The 21,754-nt window shown below is 42.5% G+C and carries 20 protein-coding genes; 5 read left to right on the top strand and 15 right to left on the bottom strand.

Going from position 1 to position 21,754, the window contains the following annotated elements:
* Positions 1-105: 105 nt before the first annotated feature.
* The 6 genes from V7D18_RS24615 to ispE all read right to left on the bottom strand — a co-directional run bounded on the left by V7D18_RS24615 (position 106) and on the right by ispE (position 6,875).
* On the bottom strand, positions 106-3,153 hold the full coding sequence (locus V7D18_RS24615; RefSeq protein ID WP_426158383.1) for an efflux RND transporter permease subunit: 3,048 nt from the start codon (positions 3,151-3,153) through the stop codon (positions 106-108).
* A gap of 12 nt (positions 3,154-3,165) precedes the next feature.
* On the bottom strand, positions 3,166-4,308 hold the full coding sequence (locus V7D18_RS24610) for an efflux RND transporter periplasmic adaptor subunit (protein ID WP_426158381.1): 1,143 nt from the start codon (positions 4,306-4,308) through the stop codon (positions 3,166-3,168).
* A 43-nt stretch (positions 4,309-4,351) separates the two neighbouring features.
* Positions 4,352-4,963, bottom strand: a complete 612-nt coding sequence (locus tag V7D18_RS24605; protein ID WP_426158379.1) for a TetR family transcriptional regulator — start codon at positions 4,961-4,963, stop codon at positions 4,352-4,354.
* A gap of 137 nt (positions 4,964-5,100) precedes the next feature.
* Entirely contained in the window at positions 5,101-5,292 is a 192-nt protein-coding gene (locus V7D18_RS24600) for a hypothetical protein (RefSeq protein ID WP_426158377.1), read from the bottom strand.
* Between the two features lie 13 nt (positions 5,293-5,305).
* Positions 5,306-5,980 (bottom strand): GntR family transcriptional regulator, encoded by a 675-nt coding sequence (locus V7D18_RS24595; RefSeq protein WP_426158375.1) that lies wholly within the window; start codon positions 5,978-5,980, stop codon positions 5,306-5,308.
* The gene (gene ispE / locus V7D18_RS24590; RefSeq protein ID WP_426158374.1) at positions 5,973-6,875 is read right to left on the bottom strand and encodes a 4-(cytidine 5'-diphospho)-2-C-methyl-D-erythritol kinase; all 903 of its coding nucleotides are present in this window, start codon (positions 6,873-6,875) and stop codon (positions 5,973-5,975) included. The genes V7D18_RS24595 and ispE overlap by 8 nt, the downstream gene beginning before the upstream one ends.
* 291 nt (positions 6,876-7,166) lie before the next feature.
* On the opposite strand from ispE, the gene V7D18_RS24585 reads away from it, so the two are divergent.
* Together V7D18_RS24585 and V7D18_RS24580 are read left to right on the top strand one after the other, a co-directional pair.
* Positions 7,167-7,505 (top strand): P-II family nitrogen regulator, encoded by a 339-nt coding sequence (locus tag V7D18_RS24585; RefSeq protein WP_426158372.1) that lies wholly within the window; start codon positions 7,167-7,169, stop codon positions 7,503-7,505.
* 139 nt (positions 7,506-7,644) lie between these two features.
* Entirely contained in the window at positions 7,645-8,856 is a 1,212-nt protein-coding gene (locus V7D18_RS24580) for an ammonium transporter (protein WP_426158370.1), read from the top strand.
* A 76-nt stretch (positions 8,857-8,932) separates the two neighbouring features.
* Here the strand turns inward: V7D18_RS24580 and V7D18_RS24575 are convergent, their stop codons facing one another.
* Both V7D18_RS24575 and V7D18_RS24570 read right to left on the bottom strand, forming a co-directional pair.
* Positions 8,933-9,517 (bottom strand): GTP pyrophosphokinase, encoded by a 585-nt coding sequence (locus V7D18_RS24575; RefSeq protein WP_426158368.1) that lies wholly within the window; start codon positions 9,515-9,517, stop codon positions 8,933-8,935.
* 139 nt (positions 9,518-9,656) lie between these two features.
* Positions 9,657-10,436 (bottom strand): YesL family protein, encoded by a 780-nt coding sequence (locus tag V7D18_RS24570; protein ID WP_426158367.1) that lies wholly within the window; start codon positions 10,434-10,436, stop codon positions 9,657-9,659.
* Positions 10,437-10,611: 175 nt separating this feature from the next.
* Here V7D18_RS24570 and V7D18_RS24565 point away from each other — a divergent pair, with 175 nt between their 5' ends.
* Positions 10,612-11,313: a hypothetical protein gene (locus V7D18_RS24565; protein WP_426158365.1), complete on the top strand. Its 702-nt coding sequence runs from the start codon at positions 10,612-10,614 to the stop codon at positions 11,311-11,313.
* On the opposite strand, the gene V7D18_RS24560 is transcribed toward V7D18_RS24565, so the two are convergent.
* The 5 genes from V7D18_RS24560 to V7D18_RS24540 all read right to left on the bottom strand — a co-directional run bounded on the left by V7D18_RS24560 (position 11,249) and on the right by V7D18_RS24540 (position 17,280).
* Positions 11,249-11,998, bottom strand: coding sequence for a GNAT family N-acetyltransferase (locus V7D18_RS24560; protein ID WP_426158363.1), 750 nt, complete (start codon positions 11,996-11,998; stop codon positions 11,249-11,251). The two genes, V7D18_RS24565 and V7D18_RS24560, sit on opposite strands and share 65 nt — an antisense overlap.
* A gap of 3 nt (positions 11,999-12,001) precedes the next feature.
* Positions 12,002-12,520 carry a peptidylprolyl isomerase gene (locus tag V7D18_RS24555; RefSeq protein WP_426158361.1) on the bottom strand — a complete coding sequence of 173 codons (519 nt, stop codon included), beginning with the start codon at positions 12,518-12,520 and terminating at the stop codon, positions 12,002-12,004.
* A 299-nt stretch (positions 12,521-12,819) separates the two neighbouring features.
* Positions 12,820-13,779, bottom strand: a complete 960-nt coding sequence (locus V7D18_RS24550; RefSeq protein WP_426158359.1) for a choloylglycine hydrolase family protein — start codon at positions 13,777-13,779, stop codon at positions 12,820-12,822.
* 53 nt (positions 13,780-13,832) lie between these two features.
* Entirely contained in the window at positions 13,833-15,881 is a 2,049-nt protein-coding gene (locus V7D18_RS24545; protein ID WP_426158357.1) for a thioredoxin domain-containing protein, read from the bottom strand.
* A gap of 49 nt (positions 15,882-15,930) precedes the next feature.
* Positions 15,931-17,280, bottom strand: a complete 1,350-nt coding sequence (locus tag V7D18_RS24540; RefSeq protein WP_426158355.1) for an alanine/glycine:cation symporter family protein — start codon at positions 17,278-17,280, stop codon at positions 15,931-15,933.
* 148 nt (positions 17,281-17,428) lie between these two features.
* On the opposite strand from V7D18_RS24540, the gene V7D18_RS24535 reads away from it, so the two are divergent.
* Entirely contained in the window at positions 17,429-18,412 is a 984-nt protein-coding gene (locus V7D18_RS24535) for a zinc dependent phospholipase C family protein (protein ID WP_426158354.1), read from the top strand.
* 75 nt (positions 18,413-18,487) lie between these two features.
* Here V7D18_RS24535 and V7D18_RS24530 read toward each other — a convergent pair whose 3' ends face one another.
* Positions 18,488-19,090: a hypothetical protein gene (locus tag V7D18_RS24530; RefSeq protein ID WP_426158352.1), complete on the bottom strand. Its 603-nt coding sequence runs from the start codon at positions 19,088-19,090 to the stop codon at positions 18,488-18,490.
* A gap of 258 nt (positions 19,091-19,348) precedes the next feature.
* Between V7D18_RS24530 and V7D18_RS24525 the strand changes: the two genes are divergently transcribed.
* Positions 19,349-20,872 carry a BCCT family transporter gene (locus V7D18_RS24525; protein WP_426158350.1) on the top strand — a complete coding sequence of 508 codons (1,524 nt, stop codon included), beginning with the start codon at positions 19,349-19,351 and terminating at the stop codon, positions 20,870-20,872.
* A 38-nt stretch (positions 20,873-20,910) separates the two neighbouring features.
* Here V7D18_RS24525 and V7D18_RS24520 read toward each other — a convergent pair whose 3' ends face one another.
* A complete protein-coding gene (locus V7D18_RS24520; RefSeq protein WP_426158348.1) occupies positions 20,911-21,750 on the bottom strand; it encodes a LicD family protein in 840 nt (279 codons plus the stop codon).
* Positions 21,751-21,754: the final 4 nt, after the last annotated feature.

The raw sequence follows: 21,754 nt of genomic DNA, 5'->3' as shown, positions 1-21,754 counted from the left end.
GATTTTTAAACTATGTTTAAGGTTATCATATCACATTCTGTCAAAAAGAGCCAAGCCACATTCTTCCAAATCCCATACATCAATCAGCGTTTGCCAACTGCCGGTTTAATCCGGCAGCTGGGTTTTATCTACTTTTCCGCTCATCAGTGAATAATAAACCGGAAGCATAAGCAGCGATAATATGGTGGAAGCAGTAAGACCTCCCACGTTAACAAGCGCAAGTCCCTGCATTGTCTCTGTGTTGCGTCCGATTCCCAATGCCATAGGAACCATGGATACAATCGTAGTAAGGGTGGTCATCAATATGGGACGAAGCCTGGTAGCTCCTGCTTCTATAAGGGAAGTATTCTTATCCATGGTAGCTCGATACTGGTTAACCGTATCGACATAGAGAATACCGGCATTTACTACGGTACCAATCAGCATTAAAAATCCCAGAAGAGATGGCATACTGATTGCAACATCTGCAGCCAGCAGACAGGCAAAGGAGCCAATCAGACTGAAGGGGATGGTCGTCATAACCATCAGTGAGAACTTTGGTGATTCAAACTGAGCCGCCATAACTATAAAGATTAAAAATGTAGCGATCAGAATCGCTTTTACCAGATTACCAAGCTCTTCCTGCATGGATTCATCTTCACTGTTCTTTGCTCTTGAGACTTTTTCGTTTAAATATTTGCTAACAACTTTACTGTCAAGTTCTTTAATCGCTGCAGCCTTATCCTTCTTCGTCTTAACAACATCTGTGAAGGATCCTGTAATCGTAACCTGATACTGTTTGTTTTTTCTGTTGATGGCAGTGGGGCTGTCTTCATAGCCGATACTGGCAATATCAGTCAGCGCTACAGAACCGCCTGTGCTGTTGGGCACCGTAACCCCCTCTACCTTTTCCAGGGTATCGTAGGTGCCTTCCGGATATTCAACCTTTACATCCACATTCTGTCCGTCTACATCCATGGTAGTGGCTTTCACACCACTTAACATTCCGTTCAGCATACCACCTACTGTTGAAGGAGCCACCCCCTCCGCTGCTGCCTTAATGGGGTCTACACTCACCTTTATAACTGGTGCCGCATTCTCAAGGTCGGAATGCACTTTAATCATTTCCGGCCGGCTGCTTAATTCAGCAACCATCTTGTCGGAGGTGTTTTTTAAATGGTCCAGCTGGGCACTTTGGAGAATTACTTCAAAATCATTGCCGCCTCCGCCTCCCATCTGGCTGACACTGGAGGTTGATTTCACGGTAACATTACAGTCCGGAATCTGCCCCATCAGTTTTTTCCATTTATTAACTACCTGATCCGTAGTGAGGGTTCTGTCGCTCTTTAAGTAGGCCGTCAAAGAACCGTTTGTTCCTCCTGCAAAACTGAGTTCTCCTGAACCATAGCTTACCATATAGGATTTTAGATCCGGTTCACTGGTGACGATTGCCTCCAGCTTCTTTAAAACCTGATCCGCTTCTTCAATCTTTAAGCCCGGCTTCATCTTGGCAGTAACGGAAATCGTTCCCTGATCCACTGACGGCATCAGTTCAAAGCCCAGCTTTGTTGCAAATAGAAATGATGAAATTAATAACAATACGGACAGAATCATAACCAGAGCCCGTCTTTTTAACAGCTTACCAACGATCTTTCTATAACCATTCTGAAGAGCTTTTACAATTCCTCCCATTGGAGAATTCTGTCTTTCCACTGGACAGAACCTGCTATAGCATAATGGAACAACTGTTATGGCAGAAACGAAAGATGCCAGCATACAAAAGACAATGGTATATCCGAGAGGTTTAAACAGCTGGCCGGTCATACCCTGTAAGAATGCCAGAGGTATAAACACAACGCAGGTGGTTAACGTTCCTCCGAGAATGGACTGCATAACAACGCCGGTTCCTTCCATGGCCGCTGTCAAATATTCCCTGAATCCCGTTCCTTTCTGCGAGCGGAAGCAGCTCTCCAGTACAACAATGGAGTTATCTACCATCATTCCGACTCCCAATACAATACTGCTCATGGTGATTACATTCAGTGAAAATCCCATGGCAGACATCATGATCAGTGATACAAGAATGGATACCGGTATTGAACTACCGACAATCAGTGACGCTTTAATATCCCCGAAAAAGAGGAAGATAATAATCATGGAAATAATAACTGCCATAATCATTGTATTTTTTACGCTGTTCAGTGCGCTGGTGATCTGGTCACTGTTATCATCTACAACTACAATATCCAGATTGGGATATTCACTTTTTAAAGAAGTAATCGTTTTAGTTACGGATCTGGATACATCAACCGCACTGTTTTTCTGCTGTTTGCTAATGGATAAGGTAATGGTATCTTCTCCATTATAACGGCCGATTGCTTTTTTCTTCTGGTTCGTTTCCGAGATGTCCGCAATATCTTCCATGTAAATAGTCTTTCCCTGGCTGATTACAACAGGTACTTTTTTCAGACTTTCCACAGTCTTTACTTCGACTCCGGTACTGACGGATAAATCTCGTTTTCCCACTTCGGTACTGCCCGCGGGATAAGTGAAATCTGCAGCTTTGATCGCCTGGCTGATAGCGTCCATATTGAGATGGTACTGTTTCATCTTTTCAGGTGAAAGAGTAACTCTGACATAGCCTTCCTCACCACCGCTGATGTTGACGCTGGCTACGGATGGTATCTTCTCAAGTTCTGGTACAATCTTGTCACTTACATAGTTATACAGATTGTTTTGTGAAGGATCGTTCACTGACAGAGTCATGGATGGCATCTCATTGATGTTAAATTCCATAATGGACGGTTTTTCCACATCCTTTGGCAGATCCACACTGTCCATTTTCTTTTTTAAATCATTATATGCCTTATTCATATCGGTACCGTAATTGTATTCCATGTACACGATAGAAAGATTCTGCTGAGAACTGGACTGAACATTCTTAATACCGGAAAGAGTACCCACCGATTCTTCGATCGGTTTGGTTACCAGATCGTTAACGTCTTCCGGGCTCGCCCCCACATAAGTAGTCGTTACTAATAGCATAGGGAAATTCATCTCCGGCGTCAGTTCCATCTTTGCTGATAAAACAGATGACAGGCCGAATACAAGAAGGCATAAAACAGCTAATACGGCAGTTATGGGCCGCTTTAAAACAAATTTTGTCATTCCCATTTTACCGCCTCCTTATTGTGCAGAAGCAGAAGTTTCTACCTCGGGTCCATTGCCTTCTGTCGTCTCAGTTTCTGTCGTGGTTTCCTGCTTATTCTCTTCTGCCAGAGTTACTTTGGAGCCGTCATATAATTCGCTGGTCCAGGTTGTGATCACCTGATCATCTGCGCTGATCCCGGACTGAACCTCTGCAAATTCATTATTCGTAAGACCGATGGTAACTGCATTCTTTTTCAATGTTCCGTTGGAATATGTATAAATAAATGGATCTCCTGACTCATAATAGACACTGTCAACCGGAACTGTGAGTACATTTTCGGCCTTCTGGGCAGTTACATAAAGTTTGACGGAGGTTCCGGTGGCAAGTGTATCCCCTGCGGGTATAGAAGCTTTCACTTTGAATAATCCGCTGCCGCTGTCAACCATGGTGCTTACTTCTGTTATGGTTGCTTCATGATCTGTTCCGTTTTTCTCTACCCGGATTGCATCTCCGGCTTTTAATCCGCTTATAATCCGCTCTGATACATAAAATGTAAGAGACTTTCCGCCATCTCCTGAAATTACGCAGATTGTTGTCTGGGGAGAGATCATATCGTGAAGGCTGATATCAAAGCTTTCCACTTTTCCCGAAATGGGTGCCGTCACCTGACTGCCTTCCAGCTGGTTATTATATAAAATCTTAGCATTCTCATATTGAAGTCTGGCAGTTTCCACCTTATCCACAGTGGACTGGTAATCTGCATCAGCCACATCTCCTGCAGCATGAAGAACCGTATAACGGTCTAAATTCCTCTTGGCATCCTCATATGTGATTCTGGAGGTTTCCATGGAAATCCGGGTACTTTCCACCTGTTTTGTATCGATCACGCAGAGAAGCTGGCCAGCTGTTACTGTGTCTCCGGTCTTCACACCTATATTTGTAACCTCACCAGAGCCAAGGGGTGTCACATGAACAATACTGTCCGGTTCAATGGTACCAATCAGTTCATTGCTGATTTCTATCGTGCGGGTCTGTGGTTTTTCGGCAGTTACCACCGGCGGCGCCTCTGCTACCAGCTCTTCCTTGCCACCACTAAGAATCTTAGGAAGCACGAGCCCTGCGAGAACAGCCACTACGACTACAGTTCCTGCAATTATAAATACTTTTTTCTTTGTCATATCAAGCTCCTTATTATCTTTTCAGTCAATAATATGATTCTAATTACTTTTTTCGAATTCCATATTGTAATATCTCTAATTTTTCCTGGAATATTTTCTTAATTTTTTCTTCATCTTCCGGATGATGGAAGATCCAGCTTATGCACCGGGCCAGCTCAATTAAAATTAATGAGATCAATTGTCCAAATGTTTCAAGATCCGTTCTCTTAAAATCTGATGTATCAATACTGCTGTACAATACCTCACACATCTGTTCAAGCCTCACATCTTTGTCAGGCAAAAGATTATGAGCCGCACCAAAAAGTTTATCGCTGTCACGAATATTCTCTGCCAGTTTTAACATCTTCTTTTGTGTATTCTTAATTGAATACTCCAAAAAATCAACGGCTGTTTTCCATAGATCACCATCGTTTTTTTTCGCGCAGTGCGTCCAGCCAGCAACAAAGCTGTCCCCAGCATCTTCGAAAATATAACCCAAAACATCACGCTTATCCTCAAAATAAGTGTAAAAGCTTCCTCTGGATATTCCTGCTGCTTTAATTATTTTATTAATGGAAGCCTTTTCAAAAGGCACTCTGGTAAACTCCTCTATCGCTGCATTGCATATCACTTTTTTTTTCTCCGCCGGAAGATTATAAAACCGCTCCGTAGGCATCCTTACACCTCATTTCTTTTATTATTCCTCATGTATTATGTATTAACTTAAAAAGGTGACAACATGCCATTATTATAATGACACCTTGTCACCTTGTCAAGAAAGGTTATATTTATTTAATAAATTTCCAGATTAGTTTATTTATTCCTGTCCAGAAACTCTTTTAATGCCTCATCACTTTCCTCAATCCATAAGTCCTCTTCCTCTTCATCCAATCCAAGGAATCTGGCAAGAGTGTCCGGAGTTGAACTGTTATTCCATTCATCAACATAATCATCTATTGCCTCAAAATCAATTTCGCCAGCCAGATATTTTTCTTTAAATGTCATATCTTTCCTCTTTCTATTCCTGTCCCTTAATATTTTTGGATACTGTAATTTCCTGATTGTCGATATGTTCCCGCATAGCTGACTTGGCGTCTTCCACTCTGCGCTGTCTTACTGCCTTTAATATGTTGTCATGCTCCAGTAATAATACCTGGCGTTTGTCTTCATCCTTGATGTACTCCAGACGGTACCGGTACATCTGTTCTCTTAAATTATTAATCATCTGTACAAGCCTGTCATTGCAGGTACCTTTATAGATCACATCATGGTATGCTTCATCCGTTTCCGCAATATCCATGGGTTTTCCTTTCAGCACTGCATTGCGGAACATATCCTGCTTCATCTCCAGTTCCACAACCTCCTCTGGTGTCATACGCTGGCAGGCAAGCTCAATTGCCAGCTCTTCCAGCGACCTGCGGACCTCCAGTACATCCCTTAAGCTTTTCTCTGAAATTTTAGCGACTTCAGCGCCTTTTCTTGGAATCATCAGAACCAGACCTTCCAGCTCCAGCTTACGGATCGCTTCCCTGATCGGGGTGCGGCTGACTCCAAGACGCTCTGCCAGCTGAATCTCCATCAGACGCTCACCGGGTGCCAGCTCTCCTTTTAATATGGCCTGTCTTAAGGTATTAAATACTACATCCCGAAGCGGCAGATATTCATTCATATTGACTTTTAAATCATTACCCATGGGGTACCTCCTTGGTATTATAAAAATTCGTTAAATATACTTGTTTAGCCAGATTCCTGCTCTCTCCATACCGCAGCTCTTCATATGCTCTTCCAGCTGCAATGGGGTTGGTAAAGATGCCAAAAACCGTAGGTCCGCTTCCGCTCATCAATGCATTGACGGCTCCCAGTTCCTTCAGTTTTTCTTTTATGTCTGCTATCACAGGATATTCCGGGATAGTTACAGTCTCTAATACATTTCCAAGACGTTCTGATACCTGATAAATGTTATGGCTCTTAATCGCCTCTATCATCCCGTCAATGTCCGGATGATCGTCTTTTTTCAATCCGGCCACATCCAGATGGTCATATACGAATTTAGTGGAAACACTGACTGACGGTTTCGCTATCAGCACCTGGCACTGAGGCATATCTGCAAGGGGAGTAAGTATTTCTCCGATTCCTTCAGACAGAGCCGTTCCTCTCATGATGCAGTAAGGTACATCTGCCCCGATCTTTACACCACGCTCCATCAGCTCTTCTCTGGTAAGCCCCAGCTGGAACATCTTATTTACACCAAATAAAACGGCTGCTGCATCGCTGCTTCCTCCCGCCATTCCCGCTGAAACAGGGATAAACTTTTTTAAATGAATACGGATTCCATGAGGTACATGAAACTCATCCATGAGAAGCTTAGCCGCTTTATAAACAAGATTGTTCTCATTGACCGGCAGATAATATAAGTTGGTAACAACCTCAATCCCCGGTGTTTCTTTTAAATAAATATCAATTTTATCATATAGACCTACAGTCTGCATGATCATCCGAACTTCATGGTAACCATCATCCCGCTTTCTTAATACGTCTAAACCCAGATTGATCTTTCCATAGGCCTTTAATCCCAGATGTCTTATCATAAGCAAACATCCCTCACTTTTCGGTTTTCGGATTGTATTTTTTTATTTTTTTGTATACAGTATTTATTATATAACGAAGTACATAAAAGCACAAGTGTTTTATAATCTTTTGTCCTTCCTTTCTTTCATTAAATTTTTGTTAAATTTTCATAAAATTTTATAGTGTTCCTGTTAAAAAATTTTATTTGACAATCTGCAGGATCCATGTATAATGTTGTTATAACGAACGAGGGCGTTCCACAAGCGGAACTGCTCTTTTTTGCTATTATCAAATCAAGGAGGTAGTGCTGTATGAAAAAATTGGAAATTATTATCAAGCCGGATAAGCTTGAAGACCTTAAGGCAGTACTGGAAGGCTGTAAAGTCAACGGACTTATGATCAGCAATGTCATGGGTTATGGAAATCAGAAAGGTTATACTCAGATGTACCGCGGTACCAAGTATAATGTAAACCTGCTCCCTAAAGTAAAAGTCGAGACAGTCGTACCAAAGGAACTGGCTGATCCAATTATTGACGCAGTCGTTAAAGAGATCAATACCGGAACATTTGGAGATGGTAAAATCTTTGTCTACGATGTTCAGGATGCAGTACGAATCCGAACCGGTGAACACGGCCGCGAGGCTTTGTAGGAGAACCAGAAAGAGATCAACTGAATATGGAATGAATATAAATTATCAATGAGGATAATTGCCTTTTCAAAGGCGGTTATCCTCTTTTATTTTACATTCCGGGCTATTCCATTATAAAAATTCAGGAGGAGTTACAATTATGGAAAATACCACTTTATTACTAAACATTATATGGACCATGCTGGGTGCAATTTTAGTCTACTTTATGCAGGCAGGCTTTGCACTGGTTGAAACTGGTTTTACCAGAGCTAAAAATGCAGGAAATATCTGTATGAAAAACATGATGGACTTTGTTCTTGGTTCCCTTTTCTTCTTCATTCTGGGATTCCCTCTCATGTTTGGAAACAACATCGGAGGAATCCTTGGGGGATCCGGATTCTTTAATCCCTATTCACTTGCTGATTCCGATGGATTATTCAATGGCCTGCCCATTGCCGTATTTATGATCTTTCACACCGTATTCTGTGCAACAGCTGCAACAATCGTTTCCGGAGCTATGGCAGAGCGTACTAAATTTTCTTCCTATTTAATCTATTCCGCCTGTATCAGCGTTTTCATCTATCCCATTACCGGACACTGGATCTGGGGCGGCGGCTGGCTGACGGAAATTGGCTTCCATGATTTTGCAGGTTCAACTGCGGTTCATATGGTAGGCGGTGTATGTGCTCTGGTAGGAGCAAAAATTGTAGGTCCCCGTATTGGGAAATACAATGAAGACGGAACTCCAAATGCAATTCCGGGACACAATATTCCTTTAGGCGTTCTTGGTGTATTTATTCTCTGGTTCTGCTGGTTTGGTTTTAACTGCGGTTCTACTACTGCCGCTACTACTACCATTGGTGATATCGCCATGACTACAAACCTTGCTGCTGCGGCTTCCACTCTGGTAACACTGTTATTCACATGGAAGCGTTATGGAAAACCAGATGTATCCATGACTTTAAATGGCTCCTTAGCCGGTCTTGTTGCTATCACTGCAGGCTGTGATGTGGTAACTCCGTATGAGGCAATCATTATTGGTGCCCTTGCAGGTCTGATAGTCGTTCTTGCAATTGAATTTATCGATAAAGTTGTTAAAATTGATGATCCGGTAGGTGCAGTAGGTGTTCACGGCTGCTGCGGTCTCCTTGGTACTCTTCTTACCGGTGTGTTCGGCGAAGGTGTCAGCTTCCTGCCACAGTTAATCGGTGTTGTGTCCGTACTGGCTTATGCCGGAGTGATGGCTTTTATTATCTTCACCATTATTAAGAAGACCATTGGATTAAGAGTATCCGATCAGGAACAACTGGATGGTCTCGATCTCCACGAACATGGAATGTCAGCTTATAACGGATTCCGTATGGATAAATAATCAGCTTTCCCTCATATTTTATATATCATACTTCCGAAAAGTCCCGGCAGAACACCGCCGGGGCTTTTCCTTACCATCAGTCAGAAAGAAAACCTTCCATTTCCTCTTCCATCTGTTTTAAAGCATCCCCATAGTTTATAAACTCTGCTGCCGCTTCTTCTTTTTTCTCCCCCTTATAGCAGATTCTGTGCTCCATACTTGCCCATAGATCCATGGCCATGGTACGAAGCTGTACTTCCACCGGATAATATTCCATTCCATCCGTATGGTAAACCGGAACTCCGAAAACAATGTGATAGCTCCTGTATCCATTCGCTTTTGGAGCCTTAATGTAATCACTTTCCTTTATTACAACAATATCCGTCTGTTTTCGAAGCAGATCCACTATCCCATAGATATCTCTTACAAAATAGCAGATCACCCTGATCCCCCCAATATCAGTGAGGCAGTTTCTGGCCGCATCTGTAGTGGGATCTTTTCCGTATTTTATTAATTTGTTTTCAATGCTCTCTCTCTGTTTCAAACGGTACTGAACATGATGAATGGGATAATTAAGTTTTTTTCTTCTATAGTCCTTATTCAGCACATCTACCCTGACCTGTATATTATTCAGCGCATCTTCATAGGGCTGAATGAAACTTAAATATTCTTCTTCGGTCATACTCCACCTCCAAAACAATCCTCATATAAATATCAAGTATATCTTTTTTTTGTGTCCATAACGTGTCCAAACTTTGAACGATCCTGCATTCAAAAAAACAGCCCCGTATGGATTAGTTCCACGGGGCTGATATAAGTTATTATCTTTCATCTTTCATGTCTTCTTTTGAGGTTTCCTGGTCGTCTGTCTCCTTGAGCGGTTCATCGCCCTTCGCCATCAAAATACTGCTTACCTGCTCACTGTCGTCGGAAAACAGCGGTCTTAACCCCTCTTCCTCTGTCCTCTCCTCCTTCGGCATATAAATATTAAATACCGGTGACAGGATATAGGAATTGATAAATGCCAGAAGCGGAAAACCAAACAGCATGAAAATCATCAGCACAGGGGGTATCAAAAATACAAAACCGGCTGCTATAAGCGCTCCGTCAATCACGATCATTCCAATCGTCCGGAACAAATGACGGATAGACATAAAGAATGCATTGAAAAATGTGCGTTTGACCGGATTATAAAATCTTGACTGAAGCGGGAAAATGTACATGACTATAGCCGCATAAATCAATGCCATGGCAAGAAATACGGTGAGCATAACGGTCTTAACTGTGGAAGATCCGTTAAAAAGCCGGGCAAAGAAATACAGGTCCACTCCCAGGATGGCTCCTGCAAGAAGAATTATCAGCCATATAATGGTAGACTGTTTGAAATTTTCTTTAAAGGATTTAAAAAAGGAACGAATGGTATAGCCGTCATCGTCTCTTGCAAGCTTCAGCGTTACGTAATACACTGCAGTTGTGGAAGCTCCTATGGTAAAAACCGGAAGACTGCAGACTAACCACAGAACATTTAAAATAATCAAATCTCCGAACTTGCCGATGAAACGCCAAACCGGATTATCATAATTAAAAAAACCAGATAACATATGTCATTCCCCTTCTCTCGTTAACGTCAAAAATCATTATAGCGGATTTATTTTTAAAAAGCAAACATTCTCCTTCAATTCATCAATTTTTTATAATTATATATGGAGGAAATTTGCTGATTCTGTGATATAATCAAAAAAGTATCCGTATCAATAACAGAAAGAGGCGCAGATTATGACCCCCTATGAAGACAAAACATTGAAAGACACACTGCAGGAAGAAAAAAATAAGTTGAAGAGCATGAGCTTAAAGGACAGACTGTGGTATATCTGGGAATATTATAAGATACCCATAATCGGAACTGCTGTAGCCGCTGCCCTTATTATCTCCATTTTTTCAGCTGTTCACAATAACCGGTTTGAAACCGCTCTTTCCTGCGTGATTTTAAACAGCCGGCCTGACAGCGAAGAGGATCTGGTAAGCGAATACTTTGACCAGGGTTTCCGTCAGTACATCGGCCTGACCGACGAGACGAAGATCGATGTGGATCATTCCATGTCCATCAGTTTTGACAATTCCAATATGACCGAATTTACCTATGCGGAACTTGCCAAACTCTCTGCTCTTATCTCCAGCAAAGAACTGGACGTGATGATCGGCAGAAAGGACAGCATTGACCACTTCGGAGAGATGGGGGGCTTTTTAGACTTAAAGACGGTTCTTCCCCCTGATGTCTATGATCAGGTAAAGGATCAGCTTTATGAAGTGACCAATCAGGAAACAGGCGAAAAAATCGCATGCGGTATCAGGATCGGCAGCACGGATTTCTTAAAAAAGACAGGTTTAACTATGGATGATCCAATTTTGGGAATTATAAGCAATTCCACTCGTACAGACACTGCGGTGAAGCTGATCCGCTATGTGTACGGCCTCTGAGTTGAAAGCCCAGACTTTTAAGGAGTCTGACAGAGGCACGATTTTCTTCCAGAACTCTGGCATAGATTGTGTCTGTCAGGGAAGCGGCAGCATATGTTAAAATCGCCTGGCAGGCTTCTCTTGCATATCCCTGACGTCTGTAAGGTGTAAAAATATGATATCCCAGCTCCAGCGGGGTATCATTTTTTTTAATGAAGGTACTTAATCCCTCATCTGCTCCGGTATCCATATTAAAAATCCCGGCTTTTCCGACAATGATCTTTTTATCTGTGTCGTAAAGAGCCCAGATCCCATATTCGTAAAAAGCATACTGCTGTCCTGCATAACTTTCTAATGTCTCTCTGCTGCAAAAAAGCTCTCCATCTCTTCCTCCGTCGGGTTCCTTTGGAATTTCATCTGCATCCGTTGTCACAAACTCCCGGATCAGCAATCGTCTGGTGCTGGTAATATTCCATGGCATCCCTTCTTTTCTCCTCACCACCCGTTCCAAAAATTCAGGCGTGAGATCTGAAAGAGATTCCACCAGATAAGCTGCCGGCGAGAGACACTGATCCGTCCGCTCCCGGTCCCATAAACCAATAACAGCCCTGCCTTCTGCCAAAGCAGAGCGCAGGGCTTCATATTCGTCTGATATGGTAACCCGGAAATTCTTCCCTTCTATGGTAATCTCCCGTTCCCACACCATAATTTATAAAGTCTCCGGTTCCGGATACTCTTCTCCAAAGGTTTCTGCCGTCATGGACTGTATCTTCTGCTCAGTCATGGGGCGGTCATTGTAATCCGTCTTCACATCTGCGATCTGATTGACAATATCCATGCCCTCGATTACTTTTCCAAATGCAGCATAAGCGCCATCTAAATGAGGAGCTGCCTTATGCATGATAAAAAACTGTGAGCCGGCTGAATCCGGGTGCATGGCTCTTGCCATGGAAAGAACTCCCTCAGAGTGCTTTAAGTCATTGGAAACACCATTCTGGCTGAATTCGCCTTTAATGGAATATCCGGGACCGCCGGTTCCGGTTCCCTGTGGGCAGCCGCCCTGAATCATAAAACCATTGATGACTCTGTGGAAAATCAGTCCGTCATAGTAGCCTTTTTTAACAAGACTGATAAAATTATTCACTGTATTCGGTGCAATCTCAGGGTAAAGCTCTGCTTTTATCACATCACCATTCTCCATTGTAATTGTAATAACAGGATTGTTCATGTTTTTTCCCTTTCTTGTATAAAGTTTACATATGTGTGTATTTTATCAAATCCTTAAGTTTTTGTCCAGCTGTTCATACTTTGTTTCAATTTCATTCAAAAATCTTTTACACAAACAACATGATTTCTTCACGTTTCATAGTTATACTAAAATTGTAAATTAAATATGCTTATAAGATTTTTTTCATAATACTCGAGCTGGTAATTTTATTATCAGCTCTCCTCCCTTTTTAAAATAACTTTTAAGGAGCTGCTGGTCTGGCAGTTCCTTTTTATTATTCCCTGTCATATTTGCTGTATTCATCTCAAACAGACTGGCTGTAGGATACTCCTGTTATATTCAAAAAGACCAGCCATACACACCTGGAGACTGTCATACGTTTTAAAATAATATTCACATGAAGCTGTATTTATAAATGCCGTATACTTTGTATAATCATAAGAACCGCGGCTTGTCATGACTGCTCCTTTTGGTATGGCCACACCTTCCATGATGTGAAAACAGGAAACTACAGCTTCCTTCCGATTCCGAGCAACCGGAAGAAATGATTTTAAATACGCGGTCCGGACAAAACGGTCCGGAGAAGTATAGCCTCCGGGAAGAGCTCTGGTTCCCCCTGCCTGACCGAACGGAGTGAGCTTTATGCCGCTCCAGATCGCTTCTTCTTCCTGCTCAGGATTGGCACCTGTATAGTTTCTTAAATTAGTCATATGCCAGGGAAGATCGGGACTGTTTGCCAGAATGCCTATGGGATTATCAAAGATAACCAGACCTGACTTTGTCTGTTCGATTGCAACACAATCACCGGTCCGGTCAGCTGCAATCCAGTGAAGAGGTGCTGCTGAGCCGGTGACCGGATCCTCCATGCCGACTATGACTACCTGCTTTGCCACGCTCTTTAATTCCTGGACGGAAGCACATTTTCCTAATATATAATGAAGAAATTCAAAGGAAGCAACCGGAGTCCGCCCCTTAGCATTTGTCCTGTCTTCATATTTTGCATACCCTGCAAAATAAAGAGCTGCCGCTGCCAATCCTCTTTCATTTACTCCATCAAAAAATCCCAGAAGTCCTTCCGTCTCCTGTCCAATCCCGATAAAGCAGTAATCATCACCCATCGGGGTTCCGGTCAGAGCATTGACCCACGAATAGTTTTTTGGAACTATGAATATGTGAGGATCTATTTCATATGAAAAATCCATATTTCTCCCGAAAAATAATTCATTCTCTTTCGTTACCAGTGTCATAGCCGTACACATAGATACACCTCTGGTATTGATTATTTAATTATATATATGGCTCCTCCCATGATTTATGATGATATGGCTTTCATTGCTTCCTTTAATTCTTCCATACGTTCCACAGGCTTCAGACATGTTCCATTTTTGCAGAGGTAGAACTGGCCTCTTGCAAAATCTACCGGATAGTCCTTTGTAAATGGGGCAATTTTAGAAAGCACCTCTTCATTTTCCGGAGTCTTGAAAATAATATCGATACCAGTAAAAACCTCTCTTTTCAATGTGAGGAGCTGCCTCTCTATGCCCCGTTCCGGTGATACTGCGACCAACTGCGCTGCAGGATAGAGAACTGCCTGAAATGCCAGGAGCGAAAAGCTGTGGTTAGCAGGACTGATCCCTGCTTCTTTCCCCATCCATTTCAGCTGTTTCTTTAAAATTTCCTGCCACTTAACCTCTCCGGTTAAATGATATAGTTTACCAATCACATAAGCAGCTACGGAATTACCCGATGGCAGCGCTCCGTCATAAAGCTCTTTGGGACGGCTGATGAGTTTTTCCCTGTCATGCGCATACATATAAAATCCGCCGTTTTTCTCGTCGAAAAAAAGAAGAACCATTTTTTCACAGATACTCACTGCTTTTTCAAAGTATGAAACCTCAAAGCATGCCTGATACATCTCTAATAGTCCAAATGCATAGAATGCGTAATCATCCAGCTGTCCGTCATGCCCGGTTTCCCCATCTCTGTACCGGATATAAAGCCTGCCTCCCCTGTCCGTCAGTTTTCTTTCAATAAAAGCCTGCGCATTGCAGGCCGCCTGTAAATATACGTCCTCCTCCAGAACCTGATATGCCTTTGCCATTCCTGCAATCATCAGACCGTTCCATGAAGTAAGGATCTTATCATCCTTGTGAAGTACGGTTCTTTGCTGACGATAATCATAGAGTATCTGACACAGCCGGCTTATTTTATCATCCTTTTTTTCGTAATCTTTATTATCTATGAGATTTAAAATGTTTTTTCCTTCAAAATTGCCGTCACTGGTAACTCCAAACCACTGGCAGAAAAGGGTAGCGTCTTCCTTTAGTACCTTTGAAATCTCATTTTTTTCAAAGACATAGAACTTCCCTTCCACCCCTTCGCTGTCTGCATCCTCTCCGCAGTAAAACCCGCCTTCTTTGTCTGTAAGCGTTTCCATAATATATCCGAGTACTCCCCTTGCCGTCAATTCGTAAAATGATTCCCCGGTTAACTCATAAGCTTCCAGAAAAGCGTAAGAAAGAAGTGCATTATCATAAAGCATTTTTTCAAAATGGGGAACCAGCCATTTTTCATCGGTAGAATAACGGGAAAAGCCTCCTCCGAGATGATCATAAATTCCGCCCCGGTACATGTGTCTTAAAGTTGACTCACACATGGTCCTGGCATTCTTATCCTGCTCAAAAACAGAATGGCGGATCAGAAAAATCAGATTATGTGCCATGGGAAACTTAGGCGCTCTTCCAAAACCTCCCCATGTTTTATCATAGGAGTTTATAAGCTGCCGGGCAGCAGAGAAAAACAGTTCTTTTCCAGGATCAGGATCACTGTTCTTACCATCTTTCTTATCCTCATTTAAATACCGGGTAATCTCCTCTCCGGCCTGAAAAACTTTTTTCCTGTCATTTTTCCAAAGCCCGGTTATGGCATCTAAGACCTCGATCAGTCCGGTATTGCCCCATCTTGTATGCTTTGGTAAATAGGTTGCAGCATAAAAAGGCTTCTGGTCCGGTGTCATAATGACTGTGAGGGGCCAGCCGCCTGATCCTGTGAGTGCCTGACAAACTGACATATATACCGAATCAATATCAGGGCGTTCCTCACGGTCTACTTTAATTGCCACGTAATTTTCATTTAATACATCCGCTGCCTCCTGGTCCTCGAAGGACTCATGAGCCATAACGTGGCACCAGTGGCAGGTAGAGTAGCCGATTGATAAGAAGATCGGCTTCTCCTCTCTTTCCGCCTTTGAAAATGCTTCCTCACACCACGGATACCAGTTAACCGGGTTATATGCATGCTGCAGCAGATATGGACTCTTTTCGTTTATCAGCTTATTTGGTACTTTAACCTCTGTCTTCATAAAAACACCTTCTTTCTTTTTCTTTAGTATGCACGTTCTGTTTCCATTCTTATTCCGTAACGCTCACTTCTTTCATTAAAAAAATAAGCGCAGCAATATTGGGAACTGCCATTAAACCATTCCAGATATCAGAAAATTCCCAGACCGTTTCAAGTTTTGCCAGGCACCCCACAAATACAGCACTCAAATAGAGAAAGGTATATATCTTACCTCTTAAAACCCGCTGCATCAGATAAAAACGTCTCCGTTTTTTCAGACTTTCTGCCAGATATCCAGCAGCCTGCTTTCCCAGATAATACCATGCAATTATGGTAGCAAATGCAAATACCAGCATGGAACCTGACACCACATATTCTCCCAGACCGCCAAGGCGTCTGGAAAAGCTGTACGCCGTAAGGGCTGCACCATCGTAACCGGAGCCGGCTGCATCTCCTTCTGTCATACACAGTATTACAAATGCAGTCATGGTGCAAATGATGATTGTATCAAAGAACACTTCAAACATCGCCCACATTCCCTGTTTTTCCGGCGTGGTATTTTCTGCTGCTCCATGTAAAACCGCCATGCTTCCCAGACCCGCTTCATTCGAGAAAACTCCCCGGGAAATACCGTATTGAAGACTTTTACTGATCCCAAAACCAGCTGCGCCTGAAAAAACGGATACAGGCCGAAATGCATCCTGAAAAATAATATGAAAAATATATGGAATTTTATCATAACAGGACATAATAACAACCATGGAAAACAGCATATAAATTCCGGATGCCAGAGGAATCATTCGTTCCGATACAAAGGCAATCCGGCTGATGCCGCCTAAAACAACCAGAAGAACCAGACCGGTCAGAAGAATTCCGGCTAATGCAGTTGGAACCTGAAAGGAATAGTTAAGAGTTTCCGCAATAGAATTGGACTGGACCATACTTCCCATCCCAAGTGATACCATAATACAGAGAAAGCTGTAAATCATACCAAGTACCGGCAGTTTCAATCCTCTTTCCAAATAGACCATAGGTCCGCAGATCCACGCTCCGCTCTGATCCCGGTAGCGGTAACGAATGCCCAGCATGGTCTCTGCATATCCTGTCATCATGCCGATCGCAGCAGACACCCACATCCAGAAGATCGCTCCGGGTCCCCCCGCTGTCAGCGCAGTTGCCACACCGACGATATTTCCTGTTCCGATGGTAGCTGCAAGAGCGGTACAGGCAGTCTGAAATCTGGTCACATCTCCTTTGTCCCCGTCTTCGTCTTCCTGTATGCTCCCGATGGTCTGCATCCACCAAAAGTTCAGTTTCCTGATTTGAAAAAAGCCGGTTTTTACCGTATAGATGATTCCGATCCCCAGAAACAGGATTAAAAGCCAGGGTCCCCATACCAGCTCGTGTATGTAATGAATCATTCCTTGTGCTCCCTTATGTCCTCTTTATCACATATTCATCCTGGGGGGATTGTATGAAAATTTCCATTCATTTTTATACAAATTTAACTTTACTATGGTATAATCTTATTATGTGCCGAATTATATACAACGAATACGAGGTGACAATATGCCCGGTTTTACCACCCACTACTTATTAGGCGTCAAAGTTTATAACAATATGCCAAACTCTCCTTTAAAACGAATTATATCCAAATACCGCTGGCTTTATCAGCTGGGTCTTCAGGGTCCGGATATGTTTTTTTATAATATTCCCATTCTTCGTCACAGAGATTACCGTAACGTTGGTTCCTATATGCATGAAAATCATGTGAACAGCTTTTTTGTCACCTGTTTAAACCACATCGCAGCCATTGAATCCAGACAGCAGAGAGAGCAGGCCATTGCATACATGAGCGGTTACTTTTGCCATTATATTGGAGACTCTATCTGCCACCCTTATGTATATGGAAGGATTGAGTACGATATTAAGAATTCCGGAAACTATTATCATGGACTGCATGCCATGCTTGAGAATGATATTGATGCTCTCTTATTAATGATATATAAGCAGAAAAAGCCATCCCAGTTTAATCAGGCTGCCACCATCTGCTTAAATGGTCAGGAGATGCAGTTTATCTCCGGTTTTCTGTCAGCCTGTATCAATGAAACATACTATCCCCTAAACTACCGTAATAATTATCAGGTCACTCCCCGCATGGTATCCCGTTCTATTCTGGCGATGCGCTTAGGCTGCCGGACGCTTGCCGATCCAAACAGCCGTAAGAAAAACAGCATTGAATTTGTGGAATCCTTATTCCTTAAGAATCCCGTTGCTTCACGAAAACTGGTTACCGATATGACCTCTGATCCTGTAATCACGTTTAATTTAAACCATGATACATGGTGCAATCCCTGGGACCGCAGACTTGCTTCGAAGGCATCATTTCCGGAACTTTTTCATCAGTGTATGTCAAAATGCGGAAATGTATTTTTCCGGTTAAACGAGGAACTGGCTTCCCCTATTCCTTTAAACAGCCTGGATCATAACAAACTGCTTCGTGAGCTGGGTAATTATTCCTATCACAGCGGTCTGGCTGTAGATACTGACTAACTTTTGTAATCAGTTAAAAAAAGCATGGATCTTAAAACGCCTGCCGCGTTCTGGTCCATGCTTTTTTAACAGTCTTTATTTGGAAGCCTGTGTCTGCTCCGCTTTTGTTTCTGTTTCAGTCTCTTCTGCTTCTTCTGTATCATCAGCTGCCGTTGTTTCCATCACAACTGCACCTTCCTTCGGTACAATCTTTTCATCAGAACCTTTTGGAATATTCATATCTACCAACCAGTACTGCTGTTCTTTCATTGTATAATCGGGCATTACAATCAGATGCAGGTCATAATTCTTAAAGAAGCCGCCATAGGAAGTCTCGCTTGATCTCTCATAGGAAAAATCCTGTTCTGCCGCTACATCGTTTAAATAGCGCACTGCTGCATCCCCAAAAGTTACTGCTTCTTCCGGAGTCGTTCCTGCTTTTACAATTAATGTTAAATCAATACTTTTCTTTTCCTGATCCACGCTGTAATTAACGCTGAGAGCCATGGGATATTTTTCATTATCCACAAACTCTTCATCCATATCATTTCCAATCTGAGTCCAGTCCAATACGATTCCCTGCTGTGTTTCAAAGACAGGTTCTGCAGGACCTCCGCCTGCGAGAATATGGCTCTGGGTACAGCCCGTTAACAGCATTGCTGATACGGCACATATCATTAGCACTTTGTTCCTCATCATAATATCCTCCTTAATGAACATCACCATTATATCCGATCCAGTGCTTTTTTTGTAGTGCTTTCAGCAAAAAGTCAGAAAAACTTCACAAATGCGTTAGACTTTTTACTGGTATTAGTGGCTTGTTTTTCCTTAGATTCCATGTAATTTATCTTTTACCCACAAATTTTTTTATTCATTCTTGCATTTTTTAATAGTCCGTGGTATCATGTTCAATAATAAGGAATAAAAATTATTTTTGAACTATAAAGGAGCCATGTCATGAACAACAAAGAGAAAATATCATTGATAAAAAAGCTGGATATAATGACTACCGTGATACCGTTTGCAGGGATCGTGTTATTATGCATTCTGTTTCTTACATACCCCAAGGCCTCAGGAGCCGTACTGGCTTCCATTCGGTCCTTTCTCGGAGATGAGCTGGGCAGCTACTACCTTATCATAGGATTAATCACATTTTTCTGCTCCATCTACATGGCATTCTCCCGATATGGAGCAATCAGACTGGGAGACTGCGAGAAACCCCAGTATTCTAATTTTAAATGGGGAGCCATGATGTTTACAGCAGGCCTGGCGGCTGACATCTTATTTTACTCTCTTTGTGAATGGCTTCTCTATGCAGGCGAACCGCATATAACGGAATTAGGCTCTGTACAGGACTGGGCTTCCACCTATCCTCTGTTTCACTGGGGTCCCATCCCGTGGAGTTTCTATCTGGTTCTTGCTGTTGCCTTTGGTTTTATGCTTCATGTTAAGAAACGGACGAAGCAAAAATATTCAGAAGCCTGCCGTCCAATCCTTGGTAAGCTGGTAGACGGACCTGCAGGAAAGTTTATTGATTTAATCGCTGTTTTCGCTTTGCTGGCAGGAACTGCCACCACATTTTCCCTGGCAACTCCCCTCCTTTCCATGGCTGTCAGCCGTGTAACCGGACTGCCTGAATCCAGATTTTTAACCATAGCCATCCTGGTCATTATCTGCGCAGTATATACGTTTACCGTCTATTTTGGCATGAAGGGAGTTTCAAAGCTTGCTGATTCCTGTACCTATTTATTCTTTGGACTTCTCCTTTACGTTCTCATCGGCGGAGGCCAGACGAGATATACCATTGAAACAGGAATTACCGCAATTGGAAACCTGACGCAGAACTTCATCGGTCTGTCCACCTGGACTGATGCACTGCGATCCTCATCCTTTCCTCAGAACTGGACGATCTTTTACTGGGCATACTGGATGGTATGGTGCGTAGCCACTCCATTTTTCATTGGCACCATCAGCAAGGGACGGACGATCAGACAGACTGTTCTTGGCGGTTACTTCTTTGGGTTGTCAGGAACCTTTACTTCCTTTATTATTTTAGGAAATTACAGCCTTGCTCTCCAGACTAAGGGTATTCTTGATGTTATGGGAATCTATCATGCAACGCAGAACCTTTATCAGACCATTATGGCAATTTTAGAAACACTTCCATTTTATAAAATGGGGCTGGTGCTTTTAGCCCTTACCATGATTGCTTTTTATGCCACATCCTTTGATGCACTGACACTGGTTGCTGCTTCCTATTCCTATAAGGAGCTGCCTGATCACGAAGAGCCCCATAAACATGTAAAGCTGTTTTGGGCGATTCTTCTGATGTTATTTCCCATTGCCCTGATTTTCTCAGAAAATTCAATGGCAAACTTACAGACTGTGTCCATCATCGCCGCATTTCCCATCGGCATTATCATACTTCTTATCATATTAAGCTTCTTTCGGGATGCAAAAGAATATTTAAATCAGTCTTAAAAAACAGCTGTTGCAAAATCTGCAGCAGCTGTTTTTTTCTATTCATAAATATGAATTTCCGTACTGGAGTGAGTAGGCACCTGTTTCTCCTTTGGCGGAAGTTTTTTATAATCTCCGTAAATCCAGGTGAGCACTTCATGCCAGCCCTTTGGTGCCATCAGTCTGGTATCTTCAAATTCCAGATCTACCGTTTCCTCACACCATTCTTTCTTCAGCGTCACATATAAATAATCCGGCTGATAATTACTGTAGTAGCGCAGACTGCTTTTTCCCTTCCGGTCCTTCACAGCCGCCCAGTACTGAAGCTTTCTCAAGATACTCATGGGAATCAGCTTACCTGTCAGTGCCAGAATCCCAACGCATATCCCGTTCAACAGACTGTATTTTCTTAAATCAAGCTTATATCTGTGTCCCATGGAAAGACCATATATTACCGTATGAAGCAGCAAAGTCATGGTAGATGATGCCCGGTTTTTCGGTAGCTCATCAATGGTAAATAAATCCACCCACAGATGATTTAATCTACCTTCATAATATTTCATCTCAGCCGTATCATCATGCGTTCTGCTTTTTTTATAGATAATTCTGGCTGTAAAATCATAAAATGCCTTCCCTCCCCGCAAATCCTTTGGTTCGAGAAGTTCCATATCCTCCGGGAGTTCCGACCTCACCACCTGTAAAAAGGCCTGGTAATTGGGGCGGGTAAATGCCACATCTGCATCATCATCCCATGGAATAAATCCTTTGTGTCTCACAGCTCCTAAAAGTGTCCCCGCGTCCAGTAAATATTGAATCCGTTGCTTCCGGCAGATCCGGTCAATCTCTTTTAAAATCCGCAGATTTGCCTGATGCACCTTCGTCAAATCATACTCCTTCATAATT

Origin of the sequence: Lacrimispora sp. 38-1 (assembly GCF_049890855.1) — a bacterium.
Taxonomy (GTDB): Bacteria; Bacillota; Clostridia; order Lachnospirales; family Lachnospiraceae; genus Lacrimispora.
Note: the sequence above shows the minus strand (reverse complement) of the source record. Positions and strands in the feature narration are given on the sequence as shown.